17 protein-coding genes are annotated in these 18,526 nt (G+C 72.2%); 12 read left to right on the top strand and 5 right to left on the bottom strand.

What is annotated here, in order from left to right; genetic code table 11:
* Positions 1-59: 59 nt before the first annotated feature.
* The 5 genes from lon to AB0M27_RS21245 all read left to right on the top strand — a co-directional run bounded on the left by lon (position 60) and on the right by AB0M27_RS21245 (position 5,465).
* Positions 60-2,489, top strand: coding sequence for an endopeptidase La (gene lon, locus AB0M27_RS21265; RefSeq protein ID WP_365723409.1), 2,430 nt, complete (start codon positions 60-62; stop codon positions 2,487-2,489).
* A 140-nt stretch (positions 2,490-2,629) separates the two neighbouring features.
* Positions 2,630-3,580, top strand: a complete 951-nt coding sequence (locus tag AB0M27_RS21260; protein WP_365723408.1) for a serine/threonine-protein kinase — start codon at positions 2,630-2,632, stop codon at positions 3,578-3,580.
* A 198-nt stretch (positions 3,581-3,778) separates the two neighbouring features.
* Entirely contained in the window at positions 3,779-4,375 is a 597-nt protein-coding gene (locus tag AB0M27_RS21255; RefSeq protein ID WP_365723407.1) for a hypothetical protein, read from the top strand.
* Between the two features lie 117 nt (positions 4,376-4,492).
* Positions 4,493-4,930, top strand: a complete 438-nt coding sequence (locus AB0M27_RS21250; RefSeq protein ID WP_365723406.1) for a helix-turn-helix domain-containing protein — start codon at positions 4,493-4,495, stop codon at positions 4,928-4,930.
* Positions 4,931-4,952: 22 nt separating this feature from the next.
* Positions 4,953-5,465 carry a hypothetical protein gene (locus tag AB0M27_RS21245; RefSeq protein ID WP_365723405.1) on the top strand — a complete coding sequence of 171 codons (513 nt, stop codon included), beginning with the start codon at positions 4,953-4,955 and terminating at the stop codon, positions 5,463-5,465.
* A gap of 1 nt (position 5,466) precedes the next feature.
* Here the strand turns inward: AB0M27_RS21245 and AB0M27_RS21240 are convergent, their stop codons facing one another.
* A complete protein-coding gene (locus tag AB0M27_RS21240) occupies positions 5,467-7,836 on the bottom strand; it encodes a SpoIIE family protein phosphatase (protein ID WP_365723404.1) in 2,370 nt (789 codons plus the stop codon).
* Between the two features lie 196 nt (positions 7,837-8,032).
* Between AB0M27_RS21240 and AB0M27_RS21235 the strand changes: the two genes are divergently transcribed.
* Positions 8,033-8,239, top strand: coding sequence for a helix-turn-helix transcriptional regulator (locus tag AB0M27_RS21235; RefSeq protein ID WP_365723403.1), 207 nt, complete (start codon positions 8,033-8,035; stop codon positions 8,237-8,239).
* A gap of 4 nt (positions 8,240-8,243) precedes the next feature.
* Here AB0M27_RS21235 and AB0M27_RS21230 read toward each other — a convergent pair whose 3' ends face one another.
* Positions 8,244-9,077 (bottom strand): lysozyme, encoded by an 834-nt coding sequence (locus AB0M27_RS21230; RefSeq protein ID WP_365723402.1) that lies wholly within the window; start codon positions 9,075-9,077, stop codon positions 8,244-8,246.
* Between the two features lie 282 nt (positions 9,078-9,359).
* Here AB0M27_RS21230 and AB0M27_RS21225 point away from each other — a divergent pair, with 282 nt between their 5' ends.
* Complete coding sequence (locus AB0M27_RS21225; protein ID WP_365723502.1) at positions 9,360-9,806, top strand: MarR family transcriptional regulator; 447 nt, start codon at positions 9,360-9,362, stop codon at positions 9,804-9,806.
* Positions 9,807-9,823: 17 nt separating this feature from the next.
* On the opposite strand, the gene AB0M27_RS21220 is transcribed toward AB0M27_RS21225, so the two are convergent.
* Positions 9,824-10,612, bottom strand: a complete 789-nt coding sequence (locus AB0M27_RS21220) for a protein phosphatase 2C domain-containing protein (RefSeq protein WP_365723401.1) — start codon at positions 10,610-10,612, stop codon at positions 9,824-9,826.
* Positions 10,613-10,996: 384 nt separating this feature from the next.
* On the opposite strand from AB0M27_RS21220, the gene AB0M27_RS21215 reads away from it, so the two are divergent.
* Genes AB0M27_RS21215 through AB0M27_RS21195 form a run of 5 tightly spaced genes read left to right on the top strand, consistent with a single transcriptional unit; the run spans position 10,997 to position 17,051 of the window.
* Positions 10,997-14,221, top strand: coding sequence for a nitrate- and nitrite sensing domain-containing protein (locus AB0M27_RS21215; protein WP_365723501.1), 3,225 nt, complete (start codon positions 10,997-10,999; stop codon positions 14,219-14,221).
* The gene (locus AB0M27_RS21210) at positions 14,218-14,715 is read left to right on the top strand and encodes a roadblock/LC7 domain-containing protein (RefSeq protein WP_365723400.1); all 498 of its coding nucleotides are present in this window, start codon (positions 14,218-14,220) and stop codon (positions 14,713-14,715) included. Before AB0M27_RS21215 ends, AB0M27_RS21210 begins: the two co-directional genes overlap by 4 nt.
* Entirely contained in the window at positions 14,712-15,122 is a 411-nt protein-coding gene (locus AB0M27_RS21205; protein ID WP_365723399.1) for a DUF742 domain-containing protein, read from the top strand. Before AB0M27_RS21210 ends, AB0M27_RS21205 begins: the two co-directional genes overlap by 4 nt.
* Positions 15,103-15,762 (top strand): ATP/GTP-binding protein, encoded by a 660-nt coding sequence (locus AB0M27_RS21200; RefSeq protein WP_365723398.1) that lies wholly within the window; start codon positions 15,103-15,105, stop codon positions 15,760-15,762. The genes AB0M27_RS21205 and AB0M27_RS21200 overlap by 20 nt, the downstream gene beginning before the upstream one ends.
* Positions 15,763-15,797: 35 nt before the next feature.
* Positions 15,798-17,051, top strand: a complete 1,254-nt coding sequence (locus AB0M27_RS21195; RefSeq protein WP_365723397.1) for a styrene monooxygenase/indole monooxygenase family protein — start codon at positions 15,798-15,800, stop codon at positions 17,049-17,051.
* Here the strand turns inward: AB0M27_RS21195 and AB0M27_RS21190 are convergent.
* Both AB0M27_RS21190 and AB0M27_RS21185 read right to left on the bottom strand, forming a co-directional pair.
* Complete coding sequence (locus AB0M27_RS21190; RefSeq protein ID WP_365723396.1) at positions 17,024-18,097, bottom strand: NlpC/P60 family protein; 1,074 nt, start codon at positions 18,095-18,097, stop codon at positions 17,024-17,026. The genes AB0M27_RS21195 and AB0M27_RS21190 overlap by 28 nt on opposite strands.
* 124 nt (positions 18,098-18,221) lie before the next feature.
* Entirely contained in the window at positions 18,222-18,524 is a 303-nt protein-coding gene (locus AB0M27_RS21185) for a hypothetical protein (RefSeq protein WP_365723395.1), read from the bottom strand.
* Between the last annotated feature and the right edge of the window lie 2 nt (positions 18,525-18,526).

The raw sequence follows: 18,526 nt of genomic DNA, 5'->3' as shown, positions 1-18,526 counted from the left end.
CCAGCCCATCCCCGGCGGTTGAGTCGGCATAGCTCAACTTGACTGCCGAAGGGGAGATCATGGCTACTGAGTCACCGGCGTTCACGCTCGTCCTACCCGTGCTGCCGCTCGACGACGAGGTCGTGCTGCCCGGCATGGTGGTCCCGCTGGACCTGAGCGACGCCGAGGTACGGGCCGCGGTGGAGGCCGCGCAGGCCGCCGCCCGGTCGGAACCTGGCAAGCCCAGGGTGCTGCTGGTGCCCCGCATCGACGGCACGTACGCGAAGACCGGTGTGCTGGGCACCGTCGAGCAGGTCGGCCGGCTGGCCGACGGCGACCCGGGGGCTCTGATCCGCGGCCGGAGCCGCGTGCGCATCGGCGCCGGCACCACCGGCCCCGGCGCGGCCCTGTGGGTCGAGGGCGCCCGCATCGACGAGAGCGTGCCCGACCCGCTGCCGGGCCAGGTCGCCGACCTCGTCAAGGAGTACAAGGCGCTTGCCACCACCTGGCTGAAGAAGCGCGGTGCCTGGCAGGTGGTGGACCGCGTCCAGGCCATCGACGACGTCTCCGCGCTCGCCGACAACTCCGGCTACTCGCCGTTCCTCACCATCGAACAGAAGGTCGAACTGCTGGAGACCGCCGACCCGGTGGCCCGGCTCAAGCTCGCCACGCAGACGCTCCGCGACCACCTCGCCGAGCAGGACGTGGCCGAGACCATCGCCAAGGACGTCCAGGAGGGCGTCGACAAGCAGCAGCGCGAGTTCCTGCTGCGCCGTCAGCTGGAGGCCGTCCGCAAGGAACTGCGCGAGCTGAACGGCGAGCAGGACGGCGAGGAGTCCGACGACTACCGCGCCCGCGTCGAGGCCGCCGACCTGCCGGAGAAGGTCCGCGAGGCCGCGCTCCAGGAGGTCGACAAGCTGGAGCGGTCCAGCGACCAGTCCCCGGAGGGCTCCTGGATCCGCACCTGGCTGGACACCGTCCTGGAGATGCCCTGGAACGAGCGAACCGATGACAGTGCTTCCGCGTACGACATCCAGGGCGCCAAGGCGATCCTGGACGCCGAGCACGCCGGTCTGGAGGACGTGAAGGAACGCATCACCGAGTACCTCGCGGTGCGCAAGCGCCGCAACGACCGCGGGCTGGGTGTCATCGGCGGCCGGCGCGGCGGTGCCGTACTGGCCCTGGTGGGCCCGCCCGGCGTCGGCAAGACCAGCCTCGGCGAGTCGGTCGCGCACGCCATGGGGCGGAAGTTCGTCCGCGTCGCCCTCGGCGGCGTCCGCGACGAGGCCGAGATCCGCGGCCACCGCCGTACCTACGTCGGCGCGCTGCCCGGCCGGATCGTCCGGGCGATCAAGGAGGCCGGGTCGATGAACCCGGTGGTGCTGCTGGACGAGATCGACAAGGTGGGCTCCGACTTCCGCGGCGACCCGGCCGCGGCCCTGCTCGAAGTCCTGGACCCGGCGCAGAACCACACCTTCCGGGACCACTACCTGGAGGTCGAACTCGACCTGTCGGACGTGGTCTTCCTGGCCACGGCCAACGTCCTGGAGGCCATCCCGGAGGCGCTCGCCGACCGGATGGAGATCGTCCGCCTGGACGGCTACACCGAGGACGAGAAGGTCGTCATCGCCCGCGACCACCTGCTCCCGCGTCAGCTGGAGCGGGCCGGACTGGGCAAGGACGAGGTCGCTCTGGAGGAGGGTGCCCTGCGCAAGCTGGCCGGCGAGTACACCCGCGAGGCGGGCGTGCGCACCCTGGAGCGCTCGATCGCCCGTCTGCTCCGCAAGGTCGCGGCGCAGCACGAACTCGGCGAGCGGGAGCTGCCGTTCACCGTCCGCGAGGAGGACCTGCGCGGTCTGATCGGGCGTCCGCACCACGTGCCCGAGTCGGCCCAGGACCCGGCCGAGCGCCGTACGTCCGTCCCCGGCGTGGCGACCGGTCTCGCGGTCACCGGCGCCGGTGGTGACGTGCTCTTCGTGGAGGCGTCCCTGGCCGACCCGGAGACGGGCGCGGCGGGCCTGACCCTGACCGGTCAGCTCGGTGACGTGATGAAGGAGTCGGCGCAGATCGCGCTGAGCTTCCTGCGCAGCCGCGGCGCCGAACTGGAGCTGCCGGTGGCCGACTTGAAGGACCGGGGCGTGCACATCCACTTCCCGGCGGGCGCGGTCCCGAAGGACGGCCCGAGCGCGGGCGTCACGATGACCACGGCGCTCGCCTCACTGCTCTCCGGCCGTCTGGTCCGCACGGACGTCGCCATGACCGGCGAGGTCTCGCTGACCGGCCGGGTGCTGCCCATCGGCGGCGTCAAGCAGAAGCTGCTCGCCGCCCACCGCGCCGGCGTGACCACCGTGATCATCCCCAAGCGCAACGAGGCCGACCTGGACGACGTCCCGGCCGAGGTGCTGGACAAGCTCGACGTCCACACCGTGACCGACGTCCGCCAGGTCCTGGAACTGGCGCTCGCGCCCGCGACGAGCGGCGCGACGCCGGAGGTTCCCGTGGCGGCGTGACGGACGCCGTGGGAAAGGCGAGGCCCGGGTCCCGTGAAGGAGGCCCGGGCCTTCGCCATGAGCTCGTAGAGGGATCACAGGGGGCGAAGGGGGAGGCTCCGCACCGTGCCCATACCGGGATGGGTCGATAGAATTCAGGCGTGAGTTGGCCCCCCAAGACCCCCTCCGGTCTGATCGGGGCCGAGATCGCGGGCTACAAGGTCGAGCGCGAACTCGGTCGCGGTGGGATGGCCGTCGTCTACCGCGCCAGGGACCTGCGCCTCGGCCGGACGGTCGCCCTCAAGCTGCTCGCCCCCGAGTACACCAGGAACGACGCCTTCCGCCGCCGCTTCGCCCAGGAGTCGCGGGTGGCCGCCGCCATCGACCATCCCAACATCGTCCCCGTCTTCGAGGCCGGCGAGTTCGACGGGGTCCTGTACATCGCCATGTGCTACGTCTCCGGGCAGGACCTGCGCGCCCTGATCGACGGGGAGGGCCCCCTGGCGGTGCCGGTCGCGCTGCGCATCGCGGCCCAGCTGGCCTCCGCCCTGGACGCGGCCCACGCGCGCGACCTGGTGCACCGGGACGTCAAACCCGGCAACGTCCTGATCGCCAAGGTCCTCGACAGCGACCACCCCGAGCACGTCTACCTCACCGACTTCGGCCTGGCGAAGAAGTCGCTGTCGCTCACCGGGTTCACCACAGCGGGCGAGTTCGTCGGCACCCTCGACTACGTCGCGCCCGAGCGCATCGCCGGGCGCCCGGTGGACGGCCGGGCCGACCTGTACAGCCTGGCCTGTGTGGTCCACGAGATGCTCGCGGGCGCCCCGCCCTTCCAGCGGGAGGACCACCTGGAACTGCTGTGGGCCCACCAGTACGACCCGCTGCCCGTGCTCAGCAAGGAGCGGCCGGACATCCCGGTCGCCGCCGACGACGTGCTGAAGAAGGCCCTGGCGAAGGCCCCGGACGACCGTTACGACACCTGTCTGGAGTTCGTCGCGGACCTGCGGGCGGCCGTCGCCGACCGCGTGCCCCGCCGTCGTACGCCGACCCTGGTGGACCGCGTTTCGCCGCCGGAGCCACCTGCCTGGGCCCGGCCGTTCCTCATCTGATCGGTGCCGCTTACGCGGGCTTTACCCGGCGCCTGTGAGTGCGTCAAGTCCCGAGTCCTCGGAACATGACCCCGATATCCCGTTCGGGCCTACTTGAAGCACGGCCTCACCGGAACGGAAATGAGGCGGTCCGAGGGAAACGGAAATCCCCCGGTAATCCCCCCTCGGGAAATCCGCACAGTAATTGGGAGAATGCACATGACTCGTAACGTTCACACCCACGCCGACGCCCGTCCGAAGCGCCGCGGTCTTCGTTTTGCGACCCTCGCCGCCTCCGCCGCGCTGGTCACCGGAGGTGTTCTCCTCCCCGTGTCCAGCGCGATGGCGGCCCCGATGCCCACGTCGACCGTGGCCTTCGTCCAGGGCGGTGGCGCCGGTGGCGCCGGTGGCGACGGCGGTGGCGGCCTGGTCGGCGGCGGAGGCGGCGCCGGTGGATCCGGGGGCGGCAGCGTCCTGGGCACCGGCGGTGACGGCGGCAAGGGCGGCAAGGGCGGCGACGGCGTCCTGGCCGGTGGCGGTGGCGGTGGCGGCGGTGGCGGCGGCGAAGGCGTCATCGGCGGTAAGGGCGGCGACGGCGGCGAGGGCGGCTTCGGCATCCTCTCCGGCGGTGGCGGCGGCAGCGCCGGCGGCGGTGGCGACGGCACCCTCATCGGCGGCAAGGGCGGTAACGGCGGCAAGGGCGGCGACAGCGTCTTCCAGGGCGGTAACGGCGGGAAGGGCGGCAAGGGCGGCCTGGGCGGCCTCTTCGGCGGCGCCGGTGGGACCGGCGGGGCCGGTGGCGCCAGCCTCTTCTGACCGTCTCCAGTCACCGTCAACGGGGTGGAGGCCGTCCGGGCCTCCACCCCGTTCCGGGCCACAGCGCCCGTACATGAAACGCCTCACCACACCCCTGATCGAAAAAGGAGACCCCTGATGTCCATGAACTCCTGGCGGCGTCCCTTCACCCTCGCGGCGGCCTCCGTGGCTCTCGCCGCCGCCACCGCGTGCGCCGCCCAAGCGGCCACTCACACGGCCCCGGTACCCAGCGGCTACGCGGCTGCGCCGGCTCTTCGGTCCTCGCACTGCGGAGAGGGCGGCGAAGGCGGCAAGGGCGGCTCCCCCGGCAAGCCGGGGGAGCCGGGCAAGCCGGGCAAGCCGGGCTGCTCCGCGTTCGACCTCCACGACCTGCCCGACAAGCCGAAGTCGGATCTCTCGCAGCTGGACAAGGCGCGCATCGCGCTGGCCGTGCTGACCGGCCGGGTGACCCAGGCCGACGCGGCCAAGAAGTACAAGATCTCGGAGCAAGAAATCAGCAACTGGGAGCGGCAGCTCCTGAACGGCGACTGGCTCGCATTTCTGCAGTCGGACTGAAGCTCAGAGAAAGGGAAATCCCATGCGTAGCCACTCCTGGAAATTCGGTATCGGCCTCGCGGTCTCGACCGTGGTGATCACCGGGGGAGCGATGGCCCCGGCCGCGATGGCCGACACCGGCCCCGTCGGCGGCGGATCCGGCAGCAGCTCTCCCAGCCTGAGCAGCGTCCATGTGGGCAACGGCAGCGTCCGCATCGGCGACTCGATCTGCGCGGGAAACTGCAACGGCACCGTCAACGGCACCAACGGCGGCAACGGCGGCATCTGCGCAGGGCTCTGCAGCGGCAGCGCCAACGGCGGCGCCGGCATCGACGGCGCACCGGGCCGCAACGGCGGCAAGGGCGGAAACGGCGGGATCTGCGTCGGCGTCTGCTCGGGCAGCGTCAACGGCGGCAACGGCGGGAACGGTGGCGACGCGGTGGGCGCGGGCGACGGCGGGAGCGGCGGGCGGGGCGGGAACGGCGGGATCTGCCTCGGCGTCGGCTGCGAGACCAGCGGTCAGGGCGGCCGTGGCGGCGACGGCGGCGACGGCTGACTCAGCCGGCGGCCTCGGAGACCGACTGCTCCGCCCACACCGTCTTGCCGACCCGGTCGTGCCGGGTGCCCCAGCGTTCGGCGAGCTGGGCGACCAGCAGCAGGCCACGGCCGCCCTCGTCGAAGATGCGGGCGCGCCGCATGTGCGGGGTGGTGCCGCTGGAGTCGTACACCTCGCAGATCAGGGTCGAGTCCTGGTGGATGAGCCGGAGCTGGATGGGCGGGCGGCCGTAGCGGATGGCGTTGGTGACCAGCTCGCTGACCATCAGCTCGGTGGGGAAGCAGACCTCGTCCAGGCCCCAGGCGGACAGCTGGTCGCAGGCGAGACGGCGGGCGCGGGCGACGTCCTCGGGGTCGCTCTCCAGCTCCCAGGCCACGACCCGGTCCTCGTGCAGGACCCGGGTGCGGGCGATGAGCAGGGCGATGTCGTCGTCGGGGCGATGCGTCAGCAGCGCGGTGAGCACGTGGTCGCAGACCGAGTCCAGTGACCGCGCGGGCCGGCCGAGCGCGGCGAACATCTTGTCCAGCGCCTCGTCGATGTCGTGCTCGCGGGCCTCGAGCAGCCCGTCGGTGTACAGGGCGAGCAGACTGCCCTCGGGCAGTTCGATCTCGATGGCCTCGAAGGGCAGCCCGCCGAGCCCGAGCGGCGGCCCCGCGGGCACGTCCAGGAAGCGCACGGTGCCGTCCGGCGTGACCACGGCGGGCGGTGGATGGCCGGCCCGGGCCAGGGTGCACCGGCGGGAGACCGGATCGTAGACCGCGTACAGACAGGTGGTGCCGATGCCGCCGGCAGTATCGGCGGTCGGGTCCGTGCTGCCCTCGTCGGCGGCGAGCCGCAGCACCAGGTCGTCGAGGTGGGTGAGGAGTTCGTCGGCCGGCAGATCGACGTCGGCCAGGGTGCGCACGGCGGTGCGCAGCCGGCCCATGGTGGCCGAGGCGCGGATCCCGTGGCCCACCACGTCGCCCACGACGAGCGCCACCCGCGCCCCGGACAGCGGGATCACGTCGAACCAGTCGCCGCCCACCCCGGCCCGGGTCGCGGCGGGCAGATAGCGGGTGGCGATCTCCAGGGCCGCCTGGTCGGGCAGCGTGTGCGGGAGCAGGCTCTGCTGGAGGGCCATGGTGGTGGTGCGGGCCCGTACGTAGGAGCGGGCCTGCCGGATGCCGGTGGCCGCCTTCTCCGTGAACTCCTGGGCCAGCCGCAGATCCTCCGGGCCGAACGGCTCCCGGCCGGGGCGCCGGCCGAACAGCGCCACCCCGAGCGCGCTGCCCTGGACGAGCAGCGGCACCGCCAGCAGCGAGCGCGCCCCGGACGCGCGCAGCCAGGCCGCACCCGGGTCCACCGCCGCCCACTCGGCGACGAGCGGGTCCGCCGTGTCGTACAGCAGTGGCCGGCCCTCAGTCAGACACCGGGCCGGAGGCGAGTCCGGCGGGCAGACGACCGCCTCGCCGACGCCGCTGCCGTAGGCCGGTCCGACGCCGTCGGGTACGGCGCGCAGCGCGGCGCGGCGCAGGACGACCGGGCCGGGGTGCGGGGTGGCTTCCTCGTCCGCGGCGCGGGGCGAGTCGAGCAGGTCGACCGCCAGGACGTCGGCGAGCCGGGGCACGGTGACCTCGCCGAGCTCCTGTGCCGCGCGGGCCTGGTCGGCGGCCGTGCCGACGAGCGAGCCGCTGTCGGCCGACGGGCGTGGCCGGACGGCGGACTCCTGGGCCGGGGTCTGCGTGGACAGGCAGACGGCGCGCACCCGGCTGTCGGCGTCCTTCAGCGGGGTGAGCACGGCGCTGCGGCCCAGTTCCGCGCCGAGCCGGGCCCGGGCCTCCTGCGGGCGGCCGGACTCCAGCGCGAGCCGCATCGACCGGTCGGCCTCCTCGCTCGCGGAGCCGGGCACGATGTGCGGCAGCCGCAGTCCGCGCATCGCGGCTTCGGGCAGGGCGAGGGCGTGCTCCATCCGGCGGTTGGCGCGCACGAGCCGCAGTCCGGCGTCGAAAATCGCCAGCGGGAAGGGGGACTGCAGGAACGTCCACTCCTCCAGCGGTTCGCCCCGGGGCGGCTGCGCGCGGCGGGCCGTCACGGCGCTCACCACGAGCCAGTCGGTGACCCCGGTCCCCGAGGTCCGGCGGTGCGCGAGCACGCCCAGTTCCAGCAGCCGGCCGTCGCGGTGCCGCAGCGGCACGGTGCCGTTCCAGCGGTCCCGGCCGGCGACGATCCGCCGTGCCGCCGAGGCGTCGGTGGCGAGGAGCGCGGAGGCGGGCCGTCCGACGACGGCCGTTGAGTCGTAGCCGAGCAACCGCTGTGCGCCTTCACTCCACGCGGTGAGGATGCCCTGCTCATCGATGGTGGCCGTGGCCGTGTACGTCGACTGTCGCTCCATCGCCGCTCATCTCGCCCTTGCTCGGCAGGCTCTACTGACCAGCATGATCCCGGGCGGCGCGGAGCACCAACGCAGGCCCGCGGCAAGAAATCCGCGGCCGTCCGCAACCGGTCGGAGGCTTCCGGGCGTGAAGGAGACAAATGCCCTTATTCCGGCAATACCCATCCTGCTGGGGGGTGACAACAGGGAGGACTCGATGACTGGCATCACGGCCCGGCCGCTGACCGACCGCGAACGGGAGACGCTCCGACATATCGCGGCGGGCCGCACCTATCTCCAGACGGCCCGCGCCATGGGAGTGTCCCGGCACACCGTGGACACCTATATGCGCCGCATCCGCGCCAAGCTCGGCCACACGAGCATGGCCGAGCTGACGCGGATCGCGATTTCCCTGGGTCTGTGAGGGCTCAGCCGTTGGCCAGGGCCTGCACCCGGTCGAGCGCCCCGTTGAACTTGTCGTGGTCGCCCACGGTCGGGCCGGAGGAGGTGTACTGCCACATCGTGTAGTACGACCAGCCGGCCGGCAGCGTCCCCGGGTCCGAGGCGTAGCGGGCGATCCACAGCGGGTTGTTCACCGCGAAGCCGCCGTAGTTGCCGGTGCACTGGGTCCACCAGCTGGTCGCCGTGTAGATCACGGGGTAGCGGCTGGTGAGCGAGTGATAGGTGTTGATGAAGTCGGCGATCCAGCTGACCATCTGGCTCGCGGTCTTGCCGTAGCAGGCGGCGCCGTACGGGTTCCACTCGATGTCGAGCGCGCCGGGCAGGGTCTTGCCGTCCCCGGACCAGCCGCCGCCGTGGCTGACGAAGTAGCTCGCCTGGGTGGCGCCGCTGGTGGTGTCCGGGGTGGCGAAGTGGTAGGCGCCGCGGATCATGCCGATGTTGTACGAGCCGTTGTACTGCTGGGCGAAGTACGGGTTCGTGTAGTACGTGCCTTCCGTCGCCTTCGTGTACGCCCAGCGCACCCCGCTGTTCCACAGGGTCGACCAGGCGACGTTGCCCTGGTAGCCGGAGACGTCCACGCCCTCGGTCTGGGTGACGTCACCGGAGGTCGGGCTGCCATGCTGGCCGTCGTGCGCGAGGACGCCCATGCCCATGTAGGCGGAGCCGCGGCTGGGCGTGGTCGCGGCGTGGGCCGAGGTGAGGGGCAGGGTGAGGGAGAGCGCCGCGAGCAGGGCCGTGATCAGGACGGCGAGGGGGCGCGGGCGCGGGGAGCGGTCGGAGCCGGGTCTGTGCACGGGCATGACGTGCCTCCGGAGAGTGGGGTGGGGGGAACGTGGCTGTGACCGTGTACCGGATGCCGCACTGGCGTGGGCATGCCATTCATTGCCTGGTAAAGAAGCTACGCACGTAGATGACGGCGTGGGAAGGGGGTCCGGGCGCCGCCGTTGGTCTAGCCCTGCGAAATACTTACAGAGCTGCGGCAATGACGACTTTTGGCAGAAACTTTCAGGACCGCGAAACCGGGCAGGGGTGCTGACGTGCACGAGGACGGAAACGGCGACGCACATCGCGGCGCCCAGGAGATGACACCCAGTGGTGCGGACCAGGAATTCCTGGCGCTGGAACGGGAGTTGACCGTGCTGCTCAGGCGGGCCCGGGCCAATCAGGGGGAGATGGCCCGCGAGGTCCATCCCGACCTGGAGTCCTCCGCGTACGGCCTGCTCATCCGCCTGGACGAGTGCGGCGGCCAGCGGGCCACGGAACTCGCCGGCTACATCGGCGTCGGCAAGGCCACCATGTCCCGCCAGCTGCGCGCCCTGGAGGAGCTGGGCCTGATCGCCCGCGAACCCGACCCCGCCGACGGCCGCGCCTGGCTCGTCACCCTGACCGAGGAGGGCCGCGGCCGGGTCGGCAAGGTCCGCGAGGCGCGCCGCGCCCGCTACGTCCGGCAGCTCGCCCACTGGGACCGCCGCGAGGTCGCCGAACTCGCCCGGCTCCTGCACCAGTTGAACGGCGTCATGGAGAGGTAGCGCGAGCCGGCGGGCGCTCACAGCTCCGCGTATACCACCGTCGCGTCGTCGTGGGTCTTGCTCCGCCCGAGCAACGCCCGCTCCTCGCGGTCCGCCGTCTCCAGCTCCCGCACCTGGTCCACCAGCGACCGGGCGCCCTCCTTGGCGACCAGCTCGAACAGGGCCTGCCAGTCGCCCTCGTGGAACTTCTCCGTCCAGCGGGTCGCGCCGTCCGTCAGCGCGGCCAGGGCGCGGACCTCTGCCCGAGCCGCCGTGCCGGCGACCGAGCGGGCCGCCACCGAGGGATCGGCGGCGGCGGTGAAGAAACCGCCCTCCTTGTTGCGCAGGGTGGCGTCCACCAGGGCGTCCGTGGTGAGCGCGGAGCGCGGGAGCCGGGCCAGCCGGTCGTCGAGAACCGGGGTGACCGCCCCGTCGGTGCCCTGCAGCAGCAGCGAGGAGTCGGACAGCACCAGGTACTCGACGGTCTCGGCGGACCAGCGGGCCAGGGCGACGGTTGCCTGGGGGGTGCGCGGGTGAGAAAGCTCACAGGTTCGGGCGTGGGCCTCGGCGGTGCGGCCGATCGCCCGCGACAGAATCTCCGGGAGCGTCAGATCTCCGCGCGAAACGGTCAGTTCGGTCAGCGCGCCGCCCAGCCGGCCGGTGAACCAGGGGACGGAATGCAGACACCCCGTCTCACCCCGTGGCGGAGTCACACCGTCCAGGACGATCACACAACCGCCCTGTCCGGAGGCGGGTAGTCCGACACCGGCGAAGTCCTCGTTGGGTCGGTTCGCGTCGCCGGGTTCCGAAACGAGATCAGTTCGCATTCAGCCAGTCTGCACGAGCTCTTCACAGGATTCGCCAAAGGCTGGCAAGTGCCGTTGAATTGACATGACCCCGCAGGTCAGGCGCCTGGTTTGGGGTGGAATGATCCACTCCGGGAAGGCGTGGTGGCGAATACTGCCAAAGCCTGCCCCGCTCGTCCAACCGGCATGCCGCACAGGGGCCCCGCACGCGCCACGGGAACTTGCCCGCCAACTCCCCTCCGATGTTCACTCCTTCGGGTGGCGGGTCAGGTGATGCGCAACCCCTGCCCACCGGCGCTGGGAGGGTCGGGAACCGTACGAACCGGGTGTACGCACCACTTGGCACCGAGATGACGAAGTGCCACCCGGGTCCTTGGCTAGTCGAGTTCAGGAATGCGAGCACCGGTGCAGATGAAGCGGCCTCGGCGCACAGGCAGGCAGACGGCCCCCACGGGGACCGAACCGCAGATCCCCGTGGGCACCGGCCGCGCCACCCATGTGCGCACCCGGCTGATCGTCGCGGTCGCCGTGGTGGCCGCCGCCGTCGCGGGAGCCGGCGCGCCCTCCCTGCTCACCGCGTCCCAGGACGTCGGCGACTCCCAGGACCTGGTGACGCTGGCCGCCCGCACCCAGGACGCCCTCGCCCTCGCGAACTCCCTCGCCGACGAGCGCGACGACGTCACCTCCTACATCGCCGCCGGGCTCCCCCGGGCGAAAGCCCCATCCGAGGACCGCAGCGCCCGCGTCGACCGGCAGGTCGAGGACCTGCGCGCCGAGGAGGACACCCCGGCGAGCCTGCGCGGCGACCTCGACGGCATCGCCGCCGTCCGCCGGGCCGCCCTCACCGGCAAGAGCACGGCCCTCCAGACCCACCAGGCGTACTCGGCCGCCATCGGCGAACTGCACCGGCTCGCCGAGCAGCTGGCCGACCGGACGCCCCCGCGGGCCGGCTCCGGCGCCCACGCGCTCGCCGAGCTGGACACCGCCGTCCAGCAGTCCGCCGCCGCCCGCGGCCTGCTGCTCGCCGCGCTGAACGTGCCGTCCTCCACCCGGACGGTGATCAGCCCCGTCACCGGCCTGCCCACCACGACCTCCACCACCTCCGAGGCCGACCGGAAACAGCGCGACCAACTGACCGCCGCCGCCCAGCAGGCGCGGCTGCGCGCCGACGCCGCCCTCGCCGACTTCCGCGCGACCGCCCCCAAGACGGCCGTCGACTCCTACGACTCCACGGTCACCGGCCCCGAGGTCAACTCGGCGGAGAAGTACCTCGCCACGCTCACCGACCAGCCGACGCTGGCCGACAGCGAGCTGACCACCAGCACCAAGAAGCTGGACGCGGCCCTGTCCGCCCGCGTCGACCTGATGCGCGGCGCGGAATCGGCCCTCTACGACCACCGCACCAAGAACCTGGCGAAGCTCCGCGACGACGACGTCACGGCACTGGAGATCCGCATCGCCGTGCTGGGCGCGCTGATGCTGGTGGCCGTGGGCCTCGCCACGGCCATGGCCCGCACCCTGACCCGCCCGCTGTCGGTGCTGCGCCGCGGCTCGGCCCGCCTGGTTCAGTCCGCGGACCCGGCGACCCAGGAGCCGATCGCCTTCACCGGCCGCAACGACGAGTTCGCCCAGGTCGTCCGCTCGGTCAACGCCCTGCACGCGCACGCGGCAGCCCTGCACGAGCGCGTGGCCACGCTGGAGACGGACCGCAGGCACCTGGTCGGCCAGCGCCAGAAGATGGCCGACGCCCGCGAGGAACTCCGCGCCGAGCTCGCCGAGTCCGCCGGCCAGCTGCAGCGGCTGCGCACCAGCATCGGCGGCACGTTCGTCAACCTGGCCCTGCGCACCCTCGGCCTGGTCGAACGCCAGCTCGCGGTCATCGAGGGCCTGGAGGAACGCGAACAGGACCCGGACCGCCTCGCCACGCTCTTCAAGCTGGACCACTTCGCCACGGTCATGCGCCGCCACAGCGAGAACCTCCTGGTGCTGGCCGGCGCCGAGCACGTCCAGCAGCACCACGGCCCGGTGCCGCTGGTCGACGTGGTCCGGGCGGGCGTCAGCGAGATCGAGCGCTACGAGCGGGTCCGGATCGCGGCGCTGCCCCCGCACGCGCACGTGGCGGGCTACGCGGCGGACGACCTCTCCCACCTGCTGGCCGAGCTGATGGAGAACGCCACGTCGTTCTCCCCGCCGGACCTGCCCGTCGAGGTCTCCGGCTGGCTGCTGGAGAGCGGCGAGGTCATGCTCTCCGTCCAGGACGAGGGCATCGGCATGGCGGCCGACCGCCTAGTCCGCCTCAACACCCGCCTGGCCGACTTCGACCCCGAGGGCCACTACGACAACGAGGGCGACGCCGGCCTCGGCCTCGGCCTGTACGTCGTCGCCCGCCTCGCCCACCGCCACGGTGTCCGTGTGCAGCTGCGCGAGCAGAAGCAGGGCGGCATCGCGGCGGTCGTCGTCCTGCCGGCCGCCCTCCTCACCGAGGCCCCGCCCACCGCACTGCCCCCGCAGACCTCGCCCCTGAGCACCACGGGCACCTTCTCCCTCCCCGGCGCCGACGCCGAGGTCAACTCCAACGTCCTCCACGGCCGCGCCAAGGACACCGACCCACTGGTCGCCCTGGCGGAACAGGCGGTCCGAGGGGCGTTGACCTCCAACGCTCCGGCCGACGGGCCCGGCACTCCACCGGAGCCGCCGCTTCCGACCACTGCGAAGGCCCCCGCAGGGGAGACCACGACCGCCTTCGGCACCTTCGCCGAGGAGACCGCCTCCACCGGACCGGGCACTGAGAGGGAGAGCGCCTTCGGTGGCCCGGCCGGGGACGCGGTACGGGAGGCCTTCGGCGGTTCGGCCGACGGGGCGGTGCGGGACGCCTTTGGCGGTTCGGCCGAGGAGGCCGTGCCGGGCGCCTTCGGTGGCCCGGCCGGGGACACGGTACGGGAGGCCTTCGGCGGTTCGGCCGACGGGGCGGTGCGGGACGCCTTTGGCGGTTCGGCCGAGGAGGCCGTGCCGGGCGCCTTCGGTGGCCCGGCCGGGGACACGGTTCGGGGTGCCTTCGGTGGTCCGGCCGGGGAGGCCGGGCGGGATGCCTTCGGCGGTTCAGCCCAGGACGCCGTGCGGGAGGCCTTCGGGGCCGAGCGGGGCGCGGCCGGTGACCGGGTGGAGTATGCGGTTCACGAGCAGGCCGCCCCGGCCGTCCAGAACGCGGAGGCCCGCCCGAAGGCTCCGGCGGAGACGTTCGCCGAGTCGACGATGGAGCTGCTGCTCCCGGACCTCACGGCGGACCCCATGGACCCGGCGGCCGCCGATGGTGGGCGCGCCCCACAGGGGCCACCCGCACCCGAAGACGAAGCCGGCACCGGTGGTGCGGGTGGGCACGCATCCGCCGAAGCCGAAGGCGAGGCGGAGGAACGGCTCACCACCAAGGGCCTCCCCAAGCGCACACCCAAGATCACCGCACCCGCCGCCCCACCTCGCCAGCGCACCGCAAGCGTCGACGCCGAAGCCCTCCGCAGAAGGCTCGGCGGCTTCCGCCAGGGCGCCCAGGCCGGCTACCGCGACGTAGCGGCAGAGCTCGCGACACGTACCGAAACAGCCACGGGGGGCACAGCCGAGGAGGCAAGCAGTTGACCGCGCCCAGTACCTACGGACTGAGCAGTGAAGCCCGCAACCTGCACTGGCTGCTGACCAACCTGGTGGAGGAAGTCCCCGGCATCGAGTCGGTCGCCGTGGTCTCCTCGGACGGTCTGCTGCTCCTCTCGTCCGACCCCGGCCACACCGAGCAGTCCCGTCGGACCCGCCCGGCGAAGGGGCCCCGCGGCTCCTCCGCCGACCTGGCCACCATCGTCTCCGGCATCGGCAGCCTCACCGTCGGCGCCGCGAAGCTGATGGACTTCGGCGGCGTCAAGCACACGATGATCGCGATGGAGGAGGGCAGCCTGTTCGTGATGTCGATCAGCGACGGCTCGCTGCTCGGCGTGCACGGTTCCGCCGAGTGCGACATGAGCGTGGTGTCATACCACATGGCGCTGTTCGTCGGCCGCGCTGGCCACGTGCTCACCCCGGAACTGCGCAGCGAGTTGCGCAAGTCCCTGGAGTCCGAGTCGGCGGGGAGCGCCCGATGAGCGGTGGTCCGAAGAAACTCCCCGTGCGTGGCGGGGAACGCAAACCCGCCCGCGTCCGCCCCTACTCGCTCACCGGCGGCCGTACCCGCTTCGGCCACGTCCTCCTCGTGGAGACGTTCGTGGCGGCGCTGGAGGCCCCGGAGGAGCGCAAGGAACTGACGAATGGTTCCCTCACCACCCGGGTCATGCCGGAGATGCGGGCCATCGTCGAACTGTGCCGCCGTATGCGCACGGTGGCCGAGATAGCCGCGCTGCTGAAGATGCCGCTCGGCGTGGTCCGCGTGCTCCTGAGCGACCTCGCGGACCAGGGAAAGATCCGTGTGTACGGCACCGGGACCGGTCACGGCGCCGGCCGTCCGGACCGCGCTCTGCTGGAAAGGGTGCTGAGTGGACTCCGTCGTCTCTGACGCCGCCGCCTCCGCCGTCGGAGGCGCTCCCCTCGTCGCCGGATTCACCGAGCCCGACGAGGACCTGAGGTCCTGGCAGACGGACCGCAGCCGGGCCCCCGTCGCCACGAAGATAGTCGTGGCGGGAGGCTTCGGTGTCGGCAAGACCACCCTGGTCACCGCCGTCTCGGAGATCACGCCCCTGCAGACCGAGGCGCTGATGACCGAGGCGAGCGAGGACACCGACGACCTCACCGCCACCCCGGGCAAGCTCACCACCACCGTGGCCATGGACTTCGGCCGCATCACGCTCGACGACGACCTGGTGCTCTACCTGTTCGGCACGCCGGGCCAGCAGCGGTTCTGGTTCATGTGGGACGACCTGGTGCGCGGCGCGATCGGCGCGGTCGTCATGGCCGACACGCGCCGGTTGAAGGACTGTTTCCCGGCGCTGGACTACTTCGAGAGCTGCGGGCTGCCGTACGTCGTCGCGGTCAACCACTTCGACGGCAGCGAGCTGTTCGAGCCGGAGGACGTACGGGAGGCGCTGACGATCCCCCCGCACGTCCCTGTCATGATCATGGATGCGCGGCGTCGCATCTCGGTCATCGAGACACTGCTGTCCCTGGTCGGCCACGCGCTGGACGAAACCCCCGAGTAGTCCCCGAGCAGTACCCGTTAGGAGTCCCCACCCGCATGCGGAAGATACTCGTCGTCGGAGCCGGCCAGTCCGGTCTCCAGCTTGCCCTCGGCCTGCAGTCGCACGGCTACGAGGTCACCCTGATGTCGAACCGGACCGCGGACGAGATCCGCACCGGCCGGGTCATGTCGACGCAGTGCATGTTCCACACGGCACTGCAGCACGAGCGCGATCTCCAGCTGAACTTCTGGGAGTCCCAGGCCCCGAGGATCGAAGGACTCGGCGTCTCGGTCGCGGCCCCCGGCTCGCACGACCCGGGCCCCACGCAGCGGGCGATCGACTGGGTGGGCAAGCTCGACGGGTACGCGCAGTCGGTCGACCAGCGGGTGAAGATGGCCGGCTGGATGGAGACCTTCGCCCAGCGCGGCGGCCAGCTGGTCATCCACGGCGCGGCGGTCGGCGACCTCGACTACTTCTCCCGCACGTACGACCTCGTCCTGGTCGCGGCCGGCAAGGGCGAGCTGGTGTCGATGTTCGCCCGCGACCCGGAGTGCTCCCCGTACAGCGAGCCGCAGCGCGCGCTGGCGGTGGCGTACGTCCACGGCATGGGCCCGCGCCCGGAGCACCCGGAGTTCGACGCGGTGCGCTGCAACCTGGTCCCCGGGGTCGGCGAACTGTTCATCATGCCGACGTTCACCACCTCCGGCCGCGCCGACATCCTGTTCTGGGAGGGCATACCCGGCGGCCCGCTCGACGTCTTCAACGGCGTCAAGGACCCGGCGGAGCACCTCTCCCTGACCCTGGAACTCATGGAGAAGTTCACGCCCTGGGAGTACGCGAGGGCGACCAAGGTCGAACTGACCGACGCCGGCGGCACGCTGTCCGGCCGCTACGCCCCGACGGTCCGCAACCCCATCGGCCGGCTGCCCGGCGGCGGTCTGGTCCTGGGCGTCGCGGACGTCGTCGTGGCCAACGACCCGATCACCGGCCAGGGCTCCAACTCGGCCGCCAAGTGCGCGGCCGCGTACCTCGCGTCGATCCTGGAGCAGGGTGACAAGCCGTTCGACGAGGAGTGGATGCAGGCCACGTTCGACCGGTACTGGAACACCGCGCAGCACGTCACCAAGTGGACGAACGCGATGCTCATGCCGCCGCCGGAGCACATCCTGAACCTCATCGGCGCGGCCGGCCAGCTCCAGCCGGTGGCCGACCGCTTCGCCAACGGGTTCAACGACCCGTCCGACTTCGAGAACTTCTTCTACGAGCCGGACAAGACTGCGGCCTACCTGGCCTCGGTGACCGGGGCCTGATCCGGACGTACGGCACCGAGGACCGGGTTCGACGCCAGAGGTGACACCTCGATGCCGGCTCCCGGTCTCGGTGCCTGCACGACGTTGCCGTTCCCCACGTACATCGCCACGTGGGTCGCGTCCGGGAAGTACACCACCAGGTCTCCCGGCCGCAGCTCGCTCAGCGGGATCCTCGTCAACCGCTGCCACTGCTCCTGGCTCGTCCGTGGGATGGATCTGCCCGCGTGTCCCCAGGCCTGGGAAGTGAGGCCCGAGCAGTCGTAGGCGTCGGGGCCCTGCGCGCCCCACTGGTACGGCTTGCCGAGCTGGTCCATGGCGTAGCGGACCGCGAGGGCGCCCTCGGGGGAGGCGAGGCGGCCTGCGGGGAGGGAGCCCGAGGTGGCGAGCTTCTGCTGGGCCGCGGTGACACCCCGCTGTTCCAGCGCGGCCACCGCGGCCAACTGGGCGGGGGTGAGGGAGGCCAGCAGGCGTTCCACGTCGGCCAGCTTCTTCTGCACGGCGTCGCGCTGCTTTCGCTGCTGGTCGGCGAGGGTGAGCCGGGAGTCCAGGGCCTTGCGGGCCAACCGGGCCAGGGTGTCCCGCCGCTTCTCCGTGTCGGTCAGCCGGGTCACCGTACGGGCCTGTGTTCGGGCCAGCTCGCCGATGACATGGCCCTCGTCCAGCGCGTGCTGCGGATCGGGCGCGAGGAGCAGGCGGACGTACGGGCCCAGGCTGTCGCTGCTCTGGTACTGCCGTCGGGCCAGCCGGCCGACGTCGCTCCGGCTGTCCTGCAGGGCGAGGCGGGCGCGGGCCAGTTCGCCGTCGAGGCGGGCCACCGCGGCGCGCTGCCGCTTCAGTTTCTCGGCGGTGGCGTTGTAGGTCTCGGTGGCCTTTTCGGCCTGGCGGTACAGCTGCTGAAGACCCGTCAGCAGCTGGGAAACGGTCCGCTGCTGCGGGCCCGCACCGGGCCGCTGCGGGTCCGGTGCGGCCGCGGCGGGTGCGGGCACCAGGACGGCCTGAGCCGCCAGCGCGGTCGTACAGGCCAGACGCAGAACCATTCCTGACACGTCATCACCTCGGGTGCGGGGAGGGATTCCCGGCGGGCGGGCTGGTCGCCCCCTATCGCACCGCGATAATCAGATGTATCCGGCCGGGGCGCGCTCCTGACGTGAGCGGTTCGGCGCACGCCTGTCACCCGTTCGTGTCGTCCGGCTCACCGGGCGGCCTTGCAGCGGGCTTCGACCAGGGCCACCTGAGCCTTCCGCCGGAGGTGTCGTCCGGGTCGTACTGGTACTTCCACCCCTGGATCAGGCCCAGCCGCCTGCTGTGTCCGCGCGGCACACGGCGGTAGACCAGCACCGCGGGCGGGCCGCCGTCCGGGTCCGGGACGGGGATGCGGTACGTCTTCGGGGGGTGCCCGGTGGGCCCGACCATGACCGGCAGCACGCGCCCGTCCATGGGGCCGCCCTCGAAGGGGGTGTTCTGGCTCTTCACGG

The sequence above is a fragment of the Streptomyces sp. NPDC052107 genome (genome assembly GCF_040680215.1).
GTDB lineage: Bacteria > Actinomycetota > Actinomycetes > Streptomycetales > Streptomycetaceae > Streptomyces.
Note: the sequence above shows the minus strand (reverse complement) of the source record. Positions and strands in the feature narration are given on the sequence as shown.